Source organism: Parafrankia discariae, from assembly GCF_000373365.1.
In the GTDB taxonomy this organism is placed as follows: domain Bacteria; phylum Actinomycetota; class Actinomycetes; order Frankiales; family Frankiaceae; genus Parafrankia; species Parafrankia discariae.
Genome location: NZ_KB891285.1, coordinates 1 through 14,090, shown reverse-complemented (window position 1 = coordinate 14,090; position 14,090 = coordinate 1). Strand labels below are relative to the sequence as shown.

11 protein-coding genes, 1 pseudogene and 1 riboswitch are annotated in these 14,090 nt (G+C 74.7%); of the genes and pseudogenes, 7 read left to right on the top strand and 5 right to left on the bottom strand.

The genetic code is table 11. From position 1 onward, the window contains the following. Nucleotides 1-55: 55 nt before the first annotated feature. A complete protein-coding gene (locus tag B056_RS0133285) occupies nt 56-1,795 on the bottom strand; it encodes a membrane protein (RefSeq protein ID WP_018506163.1) in 1,740 nt (579 codons plus the stop codon). A gap of 41 nt (nt 1,796-1,836) precedes the next feature. Here B056_RS0133285 and mptB point away from each other — a divergent pair, with 41 nt between their 5' ends. Continuing rightward, entirely contained in the window at nt 1,837-3,660 is a 1,824-nt protein-coding gene (gene mptB / locus B056_RS43790; RefSeq protein ID WP_018506162.1) for a polyprenol phosphomannose-dependent alpha 1,6 mannosyltransferase MptB, read from the top strand. 355 nt (nt 3,661-4,015) lie between these two features. On the opposite strand, the pseudogene B056_RS41440 reads toward mptB, so the two are convergent. Continuing rightward, nucleotides 4,016-5,032: pseudogene (locus B056_RS41440) on the bottom strand (glycosyltransferase 87 family protein); the annotation flags it as partial. Nucleotides 5,033-5,202: 170 nt separating this feature from the next. Between B056_RS41440 and B056_RS0133270 the strand changes: the two are divergent. Next, complete coding sequence (locus B056_RS0133270) at nt 5,203-6,459, top strand: Glu/Leu/Phe/Val family dehydrogenase (protein ID WP_018506160.1); 1,257 nt, start codon at nt 5,203-5,205, stop codon at nt 6,457-6,459. Here the strand turns inward: B056_RS0133270 and B056_RS39855 are convergent. After that, entirely contained in the window at nt 6,404-6,841 is a 438-nt protein-coding gene (locus B056_RS39855) for an RNHCP domain-containing protein (protein ID WP_018506159.1), read from the bottom strand. The genes B056_RS0133270 and B056_RS39855 overlap by 56 nt on opposite strands. A gap of 209 nt (nt 6,842-7,050) precedes the next feature. Here B056_RS39855 and B056_RS46295 point away from each other — a divergent pair, with 209 nt between their 5' ends. The 3 genes from B056_RS46295 to otsB are packed head-to-tail and all read left to right on the top strand — an operon-like array spanning nt 7,051 to nt 9,262. Continuing rightward, entirely contained in the window at nt 7,051-7,665 is a 615-nt protein-coding gene (locus tag B056_RS46295) for a DUF3263 domain-containing protein (protein ID WP_018506158.1), read from the top strand. Between the two features lie 9 nt (nt 7,666-7,674). After that, on the top strand, nt 7,675-8,328 hold the full coding sequence (locus B056_RS0133255; RefSeq protein ID WP_020572848.1) for a LytR C-terminal domain-containing protein: 654 nt from the start codon (nt 7,675-7,677) through the stop codon (nt 8,326-8,328). Nucleotides 8,329-8,374: 46 nt separating this feature from the next. Then, nucleotides 8,375-9,262 carry a trehalose-phosphatase gene (gene otsB / locus B056_RS0133250; RefSeq protein ID WP_018506156.1) on the top strand — a complete coding sequence of 296 codons (888 nt, stop codon included), beginning with the start codon at nt 8,375-8,377 and terminating at the stop codon, nt 9,260-9,262. Between the two features lie 30 nt (nt 9,263-9,292). Here otsB and B056_RS0133245 read toward each other — a convergent pair whose 3' ends face one another. After that, nucleotides 9,293-10,816 carry an alpha,alpha-trehalose-phosphate synthase (UDP-forming) gene (locus B056_RS0133245; RefSeq protein ID WP_018506155.1) on the bottom strand — a complete coding sequence of 508 codons (1,524 nt, stop codon included), beginning with the start codon at nt 10,814-10,816 and terminating at the stop codon, nt 9,293-9,295. 59 nt (nt 10,817-10,875) lie between these two features. Then, entirely contained in the window at nt 10,876-11,676 is an 801-nt protein-coding gene (locus B056_RS0133240; RefSeq protein WP_026240442.1) for an HAD family hydrolase, read from the bottom strand. Nucleotides 11,677-11,878: 202 nt separating this feature from the next. Further along, nucleotides 11,879-11,998: riboswitch (SAM riboswitch) on the top strand. Nucleotides 11,999-12,005: 7 nt separating this feature from the next. On the opposite strand from B056_RS0133240, the gene thrC reads away from it, so the two are divergent. Both thrC and B056_RS38970 read left to right on the top strand, forming a co-directional pair. After that, nucleotides 12,006-13,283 carry a threonine synthase gene (thrC, locus tag B056_RS0133235; RefSeq protein ID WP_018506153.1) on the top strand — a complete coding sequence of 426 codons (1,278 nt, stop codon included), beginning with the start codon at nt 12,006-12,008 and terminating at the stop codon, nt 13,281-13,283. A gap of 517 nt (nt 13,284-13,800) precedes the next feature. Beyond that, nucleotides 13,801-14,090: TCP-1/cpn60 chaperonin family protein (locus B056_RS38970; protein WP_026240054.1), on the top strand; the 290-nt coding region annotated here is incomplete at its 3' end.

Genomic DNA, 14,090 nt, shown 5'->3' with positions numbered 1-14,090 from the left:
GCGGTGGCGATCGCCGGCGCCGGCGCCGGCAGCGGCAGCGGCAGCGGCAGCGGCGTCAGTGCAGGCGGTGGTCGGCCGGGCAGTCCAGGGCGCTGGCCCGGGTCAGGCCGTCCACGGAGAGCCGGGCGGACAGGCGCACCGCGCCGGCCGACTGGGTGAGGATGCCCGTCCAGCCGCCGGCGGCCCGGAACACGCAGGCGTCACCCTCGGTAAGCTGCCAGTACGGCGTGTAGTGCACCAGGACCGTGGCGACCCCCGGGCTGGCGAACGACACCGCGACGGAGCTGACGCCCAGCTCGGTGAGGGTCGCCGGGCCCCGCACGAGGCCGGACGAATCCCGGACCAGCCAGACCTTCCAGTCGGCGTTCTGCCAGGCCAGCTCCAGGTAGGGCAGGCCGGAACGGAGCAGCTTCGCCTCGGCGACCGCGGACGGGTCGAGATCGACGTTGGGCAGCGCGACATACGTGACGCCGCGGGCCAGCAGCCACTCGTGGTAGGTCTCCGCGGTGAGCGTCCCGTCGTAGAACAGGGCGTTGTACTTGCTGTCGAGCTGGCGGAGCCAGCCGCGGGCCATGGGCAGCCGCGGGGCGACGTACCGGGCCTCCCAGTGCGCCTGGGTGAAGGGGATCTCGACCCGCCCCGCCGGCACGGGGCCGTCGTTGTCCAGATAGCCCAGCAGGTCGGTGTAGTACCCGGGCGCCGCGGACGGATCACCATGGGTCACGAACGCGCCGTGGATGGGCCCGATCTGCCAGCCGATCAACGGGATGGCGACCACCGCGAGCGCCCGCGGCCGGGTGGCCAGGAACACCGCGGCGGCGGGGCCGGCGAGCAGCGTCGCCGGCCGGGTGATGTTCCCCCCGACCTGGGTGGGCACGAAGAAGAACACGATCGCCGCGCCCGCCCACAGCAACAGCCCGTTGCGGACCGCCCGGTGCTCCTTCGGGACGAGCAGCAGCCCACCACCGATCAGGGCCAGCAGCGACAGGAAGGTCACCGCCGGGAAGGGCTGGTAGCCCTCCTCCGGGAAGGCGAGGGCGACGATGATCCCGGCTCCGGCCCCACCGAAGGCGAGGATCACCCGGCGCGGCAGCGACCCGGTCAGCGCCAGCGCCAGGCCCACCATGAGCACGAAGCCGGCGGCCAGCGGCGAGGCCAGCGAGGACAGCACCGCCCCGGCCCAGACCAGCCACACCCGGCGCTCGCGCGCCCCGACCAGCGCGACGGCACCGAAGGCCATGCCGAGCGCGAAGGGCATCCGGCCGACCACCAGATTGGCCACGGTGGCCACCGCGAACCACAGCAGCGGCAGGTCCTGCCCGCGGCGCACCCCCGGCCCGCGCAGCAGCCTGGTGACGGCGACGGTCGACGCGACGCAGGCGAGCGCGCCCACCGCCTGCACGCCCAGCAGGGCGCCCAGTGGGGGGAACAGGACGCTGTAGCCCGGTATCGTATGGCCGCCGTACCAGCCGTCGTCCCACAGCACCGCGCCGCCGTGCTCGAACAGCCACACCCGATACTCCTGGGCGGGGGTGTCGGGGCCGGTCACGTCGAGGCACACGCAGACCAGGCACAGGACGGCGGTCAGCAGCCAGGGGCGCCGCCGCACCGCCGTCCCCAGCGTCGCGGCCCCCTCGGCCAGCCGGCTGCGGCGACGGGATTCCACGGCGAGGCAGGAGGCTGGTGCGAGTGAGTCGTGGCGACGCCCGGTTCCGCCCGGCCGGAGGATCCCCGACCCGGCCGGCGCGTCAGCGGTGGTTCCGACCGGTGGTTCGGGCGTCGCGAGCAGACCCACCCGCCACCTCCCCACCTTCCGCCGCCGGTCCGTCCGGCGCCGTGACCGCCCAGGGCGACCCGCGGGCCGCCCGTCGGGGCGTGCCCGGCCGGGCGGACGGCCCCGCCGAGCCCGTTGGACCATCCCATCCCGAGCTGCACGGCCGCGTCGACCGAGGGGCCGGTGGCCGGCCCGCGTGGCGACTGGTCGTGGCCGGCACGATCGCCGCCGCGCTCGCCATGATCTGCGAGGCCCGGCTCGGGCCGCGAGATCCCGAAGTTGTCGACCCGTCGTCCTGGTGGGGAATTCTCCCATCCGGACAGCCCACGGACACGGCCAGGGGCGTGCTTGCCGCCACAGCCGGGCTGGCCGTGATCGGGCTCTGTCTGAGCTGGCTGCTTCTGCTGGCCCGTGCGCGCCGCGGGACGATCTCGCCGCGGGCGGCCGGCGCCGCCGCGCTCGCGTGGGCCGTCCCGTTCGCGGTGGGGCCGCCGCTGTTCAGCCGGGATGTCTACGCCTACGCCGCCCAGGGCGAGCTCGCCCACCACGGTCTCGACCCGGCGACGCACGGCGTCAACAGTCTGCTGTCCCGGGACTCGGGCGCCGATCTGTTCGTCGCCGCGGTCGATCCGCGGTGGCGCGACACACACGCCCCCTACGGGGGGTTGGGGGTGGGTGCCGAACGGGCGTGCGCCGCGCTCGCCGACCTGCTCGGGACCGGCGCGGCCGGGACGGTCGCCGCGCTGCGGGTGGTCGCCCTGATCTCGACCGTCGCCCTGGTCGCCCTGGCGCTGCGGCTGCCCGGCCGGTCGGACCAGGACGACCGTTCCGGCCAGGCGGACCAGGACGGCCGGCGCGGCCGGGCGGCGGCGATCACACTCGCTCTGCTGGCGGCGAACCCGTTCGTGATCATTCATCTGGTCGGGGGCGCGCACCTGGACGCCCTCGCCGCCGCGCTGCTCACCGCGGCGCTGGTGACGGACCGGGCTCGGACGTCCGACCGCGGTGCCGGCTGGGCTCTCGGCGCCGCCGCCGTGGCCCTCGCGTGTCTCGCCGGCAGCGTGAAGGCCACCGCGTTCCTCGGTGCCGGCTGGCTGGTCTTCGTCCACGTCCGGGACGCCTGGCACCGCGAGCCGGCTCTCGGCACCGGGCGGCCCGGCTCGGATGAGCGGCCCGGCGCCGGTGGGCGGGCGGCGGCGGTCGGGCGGGCGCTCGCCGCGGACACCGCGGCGGCGGCCGGGGCGCTGCTGGTCGGGATGGCCGCGGGCGGGTTCGGGCCGACCTGGATCGGCGCGCTGGCCACCTCGGGCAAGCTCGAGACCGGCATCGCGCCCGCCTCGATCCTCGCGAGCCTCGTCGGCCTCGCACCGCGGATCTTCGGGCTGGAGTGGCCCGGCGGCTCCGACGCCGTGCTCGGCGCCACCCGCACCGTCGTGCTGGCCGGCGTCGGCCTGACCGTCGCCTGGCTCGCGCTGCGGACCTGGCCGGGCCGGTCGGCCGACCGACCGGAGTCCGGCCGCCGGGACGACCTGATCGTCGTGGGGTTCGGGGGGATGGCCGTGGCGCTCGGGTCGCCGGTGGTCTACCCGTGGTATCTCGCCCTGAGCGTGCCGTTCCTGGCCGTGCTGGTCGCGCTCGCCCCGCCCCCGGTCGGACGGCAGACCCGCGCGGCCGTCGGGCTGATCGCCGTCACGTCGGTGTGGTTGTGCCTCGCGACGCTGTCGCCGCTCGCCGCCACCTGGCGACTGCTCGGCCGGACCTACCCGCTGCTCGGCGTCGCGCTGGCGGTGGTGCTGGTGGCAGCGTTGTCAGCGGCGACGGTGGCGGCTGTCCGGCGCCGGGCGATTCCCGGGCCGCGGCCCGGAGCGCGTACCACGCCGCGGTGACGAGCACGGCGTTGCGCGCGACCAGCAGCAACCCGCCGACGACCCGCCCCTGCACGACGTCGTTGTAACGCCACGGGTAGACGACCTGCGAGAGCACGGCGCAGACGGCGAGCAGCCCCGCCGCGTCGACCTTCCGGCCACGTGGCCCGGCGGTGGACGGACGGCTGGCGGCGGCGGCGAGGACGAGCAGCCAGACCAGGTACTGCGGGCTGAGCACCCGTGAGGTGACCACAACCATCAGGACCAGCACGAGACCACGTTCCGCGACGGATGATGTGCCCTCCGCGTCCGCTGTCGGGCCGGCGGTCCGGCGCGCCCACCACCACAGGACCGCGGCGGCGATCACGATCACCTCGGCGAGCGAGCAGGCCGTCGCCACCGCCCTGGCGAGCCCGCCGTCGAACTGGAGCGACCCGTAGGAGTACTCCGGGGCGGAGCCGATCCCGAACATCCGGGCCACGACGAACGGGGTGGCCGGCACCGCCTCGATCTGCAGGCCGCGCGCGCTCTGCGCGTCCAGGAACCCCAGCGCGCCCCGCCACCAGCCGGCGAGCGCCAGGACGGCGGCCAGGACGGCGGCCGTCCCGCCCGCGCCCGCCACGATCCGCGCCACCCGGCCCGGTACCGAGGAGCCCGGGCGGGTCAGCCCGCGTCGTCCCAGCGCCACCAGGAGCAACCCGGGCCACACCTTCACCGCCACACCCAGCGCCACCCAGCCACCGAACCGGCCGAACCGGCCGTCGCCGGGGCCGGGGCCGGAACCGGAGCCGGGGCCGGGGGGCCCACCGGGCGCGGAGCCGCCCAGAGCGAGGAGCGCGGCCAGCACCGCCGCCGCCGGCACCAGGTCGAACCGGGTCAGCAGCACCGGGCCGAGGGCGAGCGTGGCCAGCAGCCAGTAGCGGGCCGCCGTGGGTGAGCGGCGGGCCAGCGCCCGGGTGACCAGCGCGTCCACGACGAGCATCAGCAGGTAGAAGGACACCTCGTACGGGACGCCGGCCAGCTCGCGCGGCACCGCGGGCAGGGCCAGGACGACCGCCGCGCCCGGCGGGTACTGCCATTTCTCGTCCCCGGGCACCGTCCCGTCACCGACGAGCGTGTGGCCCCACTCCCGGTAGAGATCGACGTCGCCGAGCACGCTCTGCTGGGCACCGAAAACCTGGCCGGCCAGCGCCAGGGTGAGCAGCAGAGCCCGACTGAGGACCCAGGTGACGGCCAGCGGCCGTCGGCGCAGGGCCGCGCGCCAGCGCGCCAGGCCACGTACCGGGCCGCGGGTCCGTCCTGTCGGCCCTGCCTCTCCCGAGCTCCTCACGATCCCCGGAAGGTACCGGTCGCGGCGGCGAGCGCGGTACCGGCGTGGGACAGTCGTAGCCATGCGAGTACGCTGCGCTACCTAGCGTCACACCAGCGGTTACGTGACTCGAGCCCACGTACCTGCTACCGACAGCAGGAGTCACTCCACGGTGCGCGTTGCGCACGTGAGCGCGGAGCCCGACGGCGCGTTCCGCGCGTTACGGGTGGCCGGACGCGCCGCGGAGGTGTTCTGTGATCCTCGGGACCGGCTCCGCCTGGGACACGGCGTGCGTACAGCTCGCCGACGCGGCCCAGCATCTGGGTCTCGACGACGGCATGCACGACCTGCTGCGCACGCCGCGGCGGTCGATCACCGTCTCCGTCCCGCTGCTGCGGGACGACGGGCAGCTGCTCGTCCTGTCCGGCTACCGCGTCCAGCACAACCTCGCCCGCGGGCCGGCCAAGGGTGGGCTGCGCTACCACCCGGCCTGCGACCTGGACGAGGTCAAGGCGCTGGCCATGTGGATGACGTGGAAGTGCGCGCTGATGGGGATCCCCTACGGCGGTGCCAAGGGCGGCATCGCGGTCGAGCCGGGGCTGCTCTCCCGGCAGGAACGGGAGCGGATGACCCGCCGGTACGCCGCCGAGCTCGTCCCCCTGATCGGGCCGGACAAGGACATCCCGGCCCCGGACGTCGGCACCGACGAGCAGACCATGGCCTGGATCATGGACACCTACTCGACGCACACCGGCCACACCGCCCCGGGCGTCGTCACGGGCAAGCCGCTGTCCATCGGGGGGTCCGCCGGACGGGCCGGGGCCACCAGCCGCGGGGTCCAGCTCGCCGCGTTCGCCGCGCTGCGCGAACTCGGCCGGGACCCGCGGGAGACCACGGTCGCCGTCCAGGGGTTCGGCAAGGTGGGCGCCCTGGCCGCCCAGTACCTGCACGACGCCGGCTGCCGGCTGGTCGCGGTGTCGGACGTGAAGGGCGGCATCCACAACCGGGCGGGGCTGAACCCGTCCGCGCTGATCCGCCATCTGGCCCGCGGGGCCGACACCGTCGTCGGCTACCCGGGCACCGACACGATCACCAACACCGAGCTGCTCGAACTGGACGTCGACATGCTCGTCCCCGCCGCGATGGAAGGGGTGATCAACACCGGCAACGCGGACCGGGTGAAGGCGCCGCTGATCGTCGAGGGCGCGAACGGGCCGGTCACCGCCGAGGCGGACCGTGTGCTGGCGGGCAACGGGACGGTGATCGTCCCCGACATCCTCGCCAACGGCGGCGGGGTCGCCGTCTCCTACTTCGAGTGGGTGCAGGACATCCAGGCGTACTTCTGGACCGAGGACCAGGTCAACGACCGGCTGCGTGCCCTCATGCAGCGCTCCTACCAGGAGGTGTCGGCGCTGGCCCGCGAACGGCGGGTCAGCCTGCGGACGGCCGCGCACATCATCGGGGTCGCCCGCGTCGCCGAGGCGCACCGGACCCGCGGTCTGTATCCCTGAGACCGGCGCCGCCCGGGCCGCGCAGGGACACCTCGTCCGCGACCCGGGCGGCCAGCGCGAACAGCGCCGACTCGGCGTCGGCGGGCGAGGTCCGGTTGCGCCGCAGGTGCCCGCAGCTCTCGCAGCGGTGGGTCAGGACGGTGTCGCGGGCGCGCATCTCGACCCCGATGGGACGCATCAGCCCGCGGCACGGCGCCGCCCGGTCGCCGGGGTTGACGTCGACGTGCCGCGACCAGAGGCAGGCGGGACAGTGGTTCGTGTACCCGTCGCCGCGCACGGTGGCGCCGCACACCAGGCACGCGAAGTCCTCCGGCGTCCGGGCGAACCGGCGGCCGTCGTCGGCGCCCCGGGTGGCGCCGGGCCCGTCCTCAGGCGGTTGCACCGTTCAACGGTAGGGCAGGGCACGCCCGGTCCGGACGGCCCCGCGCCCCCGGGCGGCTCCACACGGGGGCGGCGTGACCGACGCGCCAGGGGAACGAACGGGGATGTCGGACCCACAGGGTGAAATAGTGGGCGGCGACCACGCGACCGTGGTGCGTGTCGCCCGCTCGAGCGCCTCCGTAGCGAGGCGGCCCACAAGGAGGTCCCAGCGTGGACGCCGCCCCTGCCGAGGCCCGGCGCCGAAGTGTCCCGGCCCCGGCCTCGCCGCCACGCCCGGGGCGGAGCGCCTCCGCGCCCACCGGCACCAGGCCCACCGGCTCCAGGCCCACCGGTTCCGGGCCCACCGGCTCCAGGCCCACCGGCCGTGGGCCCGCGGGTTCCGGGCCGGGCGGGTCCGGTCCCAACCGGGCGGCGGGCGGGAGCGCGACCGGCGGCGGGGCGGGCGGCTCCGGCGGGAACGGGCGCGCGGAGAACGGGCGTGGCGGCGGCGAGCACGGTGGCGGCGAGCACGGTGGCCACGAACATGGTGGCAACGGTCGCGGTGGCAACGGGCTGACCGAACGGGAGGCCCGGGTTCTCGCCTTCGAGAGTCAGTGGTGGCGCTACCCCGGTGCCAAGGAGGCCGCCATCCGGGCGGAGTTCGGCCTGTCGTCAACCCGCTACTACCAGATCCTGAACGTTCTGATCGACTCGCCGGCCGCGCTGGCCGCCGACCCGATGCTCGTCCGCCGGCTGCGCCGGCTGCGCGAGCAACGCCGGCGCGCCCGCTCCGGTCAGGTGGACGACGCCGGCGAGCCCGGCGACGACGGTTCCGACGACGCCTGAGGAGAGCCCGTGCCCAGAGGCTCCCACGACTTCTCCCGGCACCCCGGTGGTGACCGCCTGCGCATGGCGGGCGCCGCCGGAGTGGCCGTGCTGGCCGTACTGGCCGGAATTCTGCTGGTGAACCTGCTCAACGGTTCCGGCGACTCCGACGGCGCCGCCCCGGCGGTGGCCGGTGGGCCCGCCGCCCCCTCGGGCGGGCCCACCCCGGGTGCCGACCGCCCCGAGGACTCCGCCAGCCCGACGCCCTCGGAGCGGGCGACCCCGAGCCGGTCGCCCAGCCCGACGCCCGCCCCGCGGCCGTCGCCGACGCCGCAGTCCGCCCCGGCGCAGCCGCCCGCGCCCCCGGGCACCGGGGCGCCGAAGGTCTTCGCGCCCGTGGTCGTGCTGAACAACTCCCGGATCGCGGGCCTCGCGGACAGCGCCGCCGACCGGGTGGAGGCGGCCGGCTTCCGGGTCGAACGGGTCGGCAACTACCTGAGCCAGTACAACGTGCCGGTTTCCACCGTCTTCTACGATCCCGAGGACGCCGACGCCGCGCGCACCCTGCTCGAGACGGTTCCCGGCGTCGGGCGGATGGTGCCCCGGGCGGAAACGAGGATCATCGAGACCGACACCCTGATCCTGGTCGTCACCCGGGACTTCCCGACCGACGACCAACCGTGACAACGGCCCACCAGCCACCAGCCCTCACACGTGACGGGAAGGGACCGTGACCGACTCCTCCGCGCCCTCGCCGCCCGCTCCCGCGGGTGCCCGCGCCACCGCCGAGCCCGCCCCCGCCCCGCGCACCCTGGCCGGCGGCGCCGGCCTGGCCGCCCTGCTGACGACGCCGGGCAAGGCGCTCGTCGCCCTCGACTACGACGGCACCCTCGCCCCGATCGTCTCCCGGCCCTCCGACGCGGTACCCGCGCCCGGCGCGATGGCCGCGCTGGGGCGGATCTCCCGGTGTGTCGGCACCGTCGCGATCATCACCGGCCGGCCGGTGGACGCCGTCCTCGAGCTCACCGGGGCGGAGCGGTTCGCCGATCTCGGGCGCCTGCTCGTCCTCGGCCAGTACGGGTTGCAGCGATGGGACGCCGAGACCCGGCAGACCACCGCCCCGGAACCGCTGCCCGGGGTGGAGGCGCTGCGCTCGGCCCTGCCGGACGCGCTGCGCGACGCCCCGGCCGGGACGTCCGTCGAGGACAAACGGCACGCGCTGGTCGTCCACGTACGGCGGACCGCGGACCCCGACGCCGCGCTGGCGGCGCTCACCCCGGCGCTGACCAGGCTCGCCGAGGAGTACGGGCTGGAGGCGGCGCCGGGCAAGCGGGTCCTGGAGCTGCGTCCGCCCGGTCACGACAAGGGCCGGGCCCTGCGCGGGCTCGTCGCCGAGCGGGCGGCCCGGTCCGTCCTGGTCGCCGGCGACGACTACGGGGATCTCCCCGCCTTCGAGGCGGTCGACGAGCTGCGGGCCGGCGGGCTGGGCGCGATCACCGTGTGCAGCGACAGCCCGGAGGTGCCCGACGTGCTGCGCGCGCGGGCGGACCTGGTCGTCGGCGGCCCGACCGGCATGGTCACCCTGCTGGAGGTGCTGGCCGACCGCCTCGGCGCCTGACTGGGAACCGCCCCGGCGCGAGGAACCGGATCAGCCGGCGTGCTCCGGTTCCGCCGGCGCGTGGCCGCGGATCTCGTCCAGCTGCGCCTGGAACCAGGCCCGCGGCGGCAGCTCACCGGCGACGGCGGCCAGCCGCCGGGCCCGGGCGCGCCGCTCGGCCGCCGGCATGACCAGTGCGGTGTGCATCGCCTCCGCGGTGGCCGTCACGTCGAACGGGTTCACCACGACCGCGTCGGCGGCCATCTGCGAGCACGCCCCGGCCTCCCGGGACAGCACGAGGACCCCGCCGTCGGCCGAGACCACCATCCCCTCCTTGGCGACCAGGTTCATCCCGTCCCGGATCGGGTTCACCACCAGGACGTCGGCGAGCGTCATGGCGGCCAGCGAGCGCGGGAAGTCGTCGTTGATCTCCAGGTGTACCGGCAGCCAGGTGTCCGTCCCGAACTCGTCCTCGATCTCGGCGGCGAGACGCTGGACGGCCGCCGTGTACTCGCGGTACTCGGGCAGGTCATGGCGGGACGGGTAGGCACAGACCAGGTGCATGACCCGGCCGTGCCACTCCGGGTGCGAGCGGAGCAGCTCGCGGTAGGCGTCCAGGCCACGGACGATGTTCTTGGACAGCTCGGTGCGGTCCACCCGGACCACCAGGCGGCAGCCCCCGGCCAGCTCGCGCAGCTCGGCCGCGCGGGCGCGCACGTCGGGGCGGGCCGCGCGGTCCCGCAGCTCGGGGGCGTCCACCCCGAGGGGGTACAGGCTGGTGCGCACGGTGCGCCCGCCGGCGGTGACGGAGTCGCCCACCACCTCGGCGTCGAGGATCTCGGCGCAGCAGTCCCGGAAGGCCGCCGACCAGGCCGGGGCGAGGAAGCCGAGCCGGTCCGCCCCGAGCATGCCGTGCAGGATCGCCGCGGACACGTCGTCGGGCAGCATCCGGAAGTACTCCGGCGGGCACCACGGCGTGTGGCTGAAATGGGCTATCCGCAGGTCCGGTCGCATCTGGCGCAGCCGGGCGGGGACCAGCGTCAGGTGGTAGTCCTGCACGAGCACGCACGCCCCCGGCGCGGCCAGCTCGGCCAGCGCGTCCGCGAACGCCGCGTTGTAGGCCTCGTAGGCGGCCCAGTCCTCGCGGAAGGACGCCCCGAAACTCGGTTCCGTCGCCGGGGCGTGCAGCAGGTGCAGGACGAACCAGAGCGTCCGGTTGGCGACGGCGTTGTAGGCACGGTCGAACAGCACCCGGTCGAGGTCGAGCATCCGCACCGAGGCGCCGCCGGTGTCGTAGCCGCTGCGGTCGATGCGGCCGCCCGGCGCGGAGCGGGCGGCCCGCCGGTCGGCGTCGCTCAGGGCCGCGCAGACCCAGACGATCTCCCGACCGTCCTCGGGCGCGTCCTGCACGACCTGGGCCAGGCCGCTGACCAGACCGCCGCCGCCACGCCGGGGATGCAGACGACCGTCGTCGCCGGCGACGAACGACACCGGCCCCCGGTTCGACGCGATCAGCAGATCGGCCTGGGCCGGGTACTCGCTCCCGGGCGCCGTGAACTCCGCGATGCCCGGCATGTGACGCACACAGCGGAGCGTAGGCCATCGGGTGCCCTGTCGGGGCGCCACCCGCGCGGTCAGTCGGTGGCGAGTGCGCTGCGTACCGCGGTGGCCCAGCCCGCGCCGAGCGGGCCGTCCTCGACCACCACGTTGTCGTAGGCCGGGAGCAGCGCGGCGATGTCCGGGTGGCGTACCGCGTTGGCCACCAGGTGCATCCGCCCCACCGAGGGGGCCATCGCGAGGTCGCTCGCGGAGTCGCCGATGGCGATCGCCTCGGCCGGGTCCACCCCGCGCCGCCGCAGGTCGTGCGCGACGGCGTCGCCCTTGCTGACGCCGTCCGGCACCAGGTGGTACACGTGCGGGTGCACCCCGAGACCGGGCATGTGCGCCGGTGAGATGAGCCCGTTGTCGCGCATGCTCAGCCAGCCGAAACCGGACTCGGCCAGCCAGCCGTCCACCTCGGCGACGTCGATCCGGCCACGCAGCATGACGTCCACCTCGCGGCCGGTGTGCCAGGGGGTGTGCAGCTCCAGGCGACCGGGGTGCAGCTTGACCAGTTCGTCGAGCAGGCTCTCCGGCACCCGCTCGAACGAGTCGGGCATCGCCCCGCGCAGGATCTCGCTGTCGAGCCCGGTGTTCCAGCCGACGATCGCGCCCAGCTCGCCGATGAACCCGTCGGCGCCGAAGATCCCGGCGGCCTCCACGAGCTGCGGCCTCGTCCGCCCGGAGACCAGCACCAGCGCGATGCCCGCGTCGTGCAGGTCGACGAGGGCGCGGGCGGGGTCAAGGGTGGTGTCGCCGCCCTCGGCCCGGAAGAAGCAGCCCCGCGGGCCCACCATCGTTCCGTCGAGATCGGTGTAGACCACGCGAACGCTCACGCTTCGGGCTCCCTGGTGTCGGTCCGGCGAGATCGCGGCCGGCGGCCAGCGGCCCAGGTGGCGGGGGCACACGGCCCCGCTGCCCGGCCGCGACCCACCTCAGGACGTGTCATCGAAGCACCTGTGGCACACGGCAAACCACTGGAACTCCGGTGCACGCCTGTCCGCACGCGGTCTACAGTACGGACAGACAACTTCATCTGGCTCATCCAGAGGGGCAGAGGGAACGGCCCAGCGAAGCCCCGGCAACCACCGACGCATCCATGCGCGGCAGGTGCTAATTCCGTCCCGGGACGCAGCCGGCTCCCGGGGAAGATGAGGAGTTTCGCATGACTCTCGCGCCCGAGCGCGCCACTCTCCCGAGCCCGGACGCCGCCAACCCCGCCGTGTCGCTGTCCTGTCGCCACTGCGGTGCGTCGTACCCACTGTCGCCCACCCACGTCTGTATCGAGTGTTTCGCCCCACTCGAGATCTCCTACGACGAGGACCGGCTGCGCAAGGTCACCAGGGCGTCGATCGAGGCCGGTCCGTCCAACCTGTGGCGGTACGTCGGCCTGCTGCCCGCCGGGCACGTCGCCGAGCGGCGGGTCTCGCTGGACGCCGGCTGGACCCCGCTGCGACCCGCCCCGCGCCTGGCCGCCGAGCTCGGCCTGCGCACCCTGTGGGTCAAGGACGACAGCGCGAACCCGACCCACTCCTTCAAGGACCGGGTCGTCTCGGTGGCCCTCACCGCCGCCCGCGAGCTCGGCTTCCACACCGTCGCCTGCGCGTCCACCGGGAACCTCGCCCAGTCCGTCGCCGCGCACGCCGCGTCCGCCGGCCTGCGCTCGGTCGTGCTCGTCCCGCACGACCTGGAGGCCGGCAAGACCGTGTCGACGGCCGTGTACGGCGGCACCCTGGTCGCGATCAAGGGCAACTACGACGACGTCAACCGGCTGTGCAGCGAACTGGCCGGCGAGTACGAATGGGCGTTCGTCAACGTCAACGTCCGGCCGTTCTACGCGGAGGGCTCGAAGACCCTGGGCTACGAGGTCGCCGAGCAGCTCGGCTGGCGCATCCCGGGCCAGGTCGTGGTGCCGATCGCCTCCGGCTCCCTGCTCACCAAGATCGACAAGGCGTTCGGTGAGCTCGGCCGCCTCGGGCTCGTCGAGCCCACCCCGTACAAGGTCTTCGGTGCCCAGGCCGCCGGCTGCAACCCGGTGGCGGCGGCCTACGCCCGCGGCGCCGACACGGTCGCCCCGGTGAAGCCGTCGACGATCGCCAAGTCGCTGTCGATCGGCAACCCGGCGGACGGCCCCTACGCCCTCGACGTCGCCCGCCGCACCGGCGGTGCCATCACCGACGTCACCGACGACGAGATCGTGGACGGCATCCGCCTGCTGGCCCGCACCGAGGGGATCTTCGGGGAGACCGCCGGCGGCGTCACCGTCGCCTGCCTGCGCCGCCTGCTGAACGAGGGCCTGCTCGACCCGGATGTCGAGACGGTCATCTACAACACCGGCGACGGGCTGAAGACCCTCGACCCCCTGGTCGCCACGGGTGGCCCCACCGCCACGATCCCGCCCTCGCTGTCCGCGTTCGAGGCCGCCGGCCTCGGCGACGACTGACCTCCCTCGCCGTACCTTCTCTTCCCTTCCCTTGAGCCGCCCTCCTCAGTTGAGCCGTCCTCCCCAGTAGGACCGGTGGCGGACACAACGTGTGCGGACCCGGGTCCAGCGCCAGCCCGGCCCATCACCGAGCCCGGTGGTGGGCCGGTTCGGTGTCGGTCCGCGGGAGCTGGTCGGGGTTGTGCGCGGCTGGTCCGGATGGCGTTGTTCGGCACCGGTTCCGCCTGCGGCCACACGGATTTTTCGGGACTGTCGCCGCAGGCGGGGAGGCCTCGCCGGCCTGCCGCCACGCCGGCGGGACACGGGAGGCGAGCTTGCACTCACCCAGGTCGAGTGCTAAACAAGACTTGGCACTCTCCCCATGGGAGTGCCAAGGGCTGAAACGACGAGGCTTCCTGGTCATCCTTCCGTTCGCACGGGTCTCCGTTCGCACGGGGGCCGGGTCGGGGCCGTCCGTCGCGGGCGTCGTTGTGGCCAGGCCATCGAACTGCCATCCCCCTGGGAGGACCCAGACACCATGCCGAAGATCATTGCCTTCGACGAGGAGGCACGGCGCGGCCTGGAGCGCGGCATGAACCAGCTCGCCGACGCGGTCAAGGTCACGCTCGGCCCCAAGGGTCGCAACGTCGTGCTGGAGAAGAAGTGGGGCGTCCCCACGATCACCAACGACGGTGTCTCCATCGCCAAGGAGATCGAGCTCGAGGACCCGTACGAGAAGATCGGCGCGGAGCTCGTCAAGGAAGTCGCGAAGAAGACCAACGACGTCGCGGGTGACGGCACCACCACCGCCACGATCCTCGCCCAGGC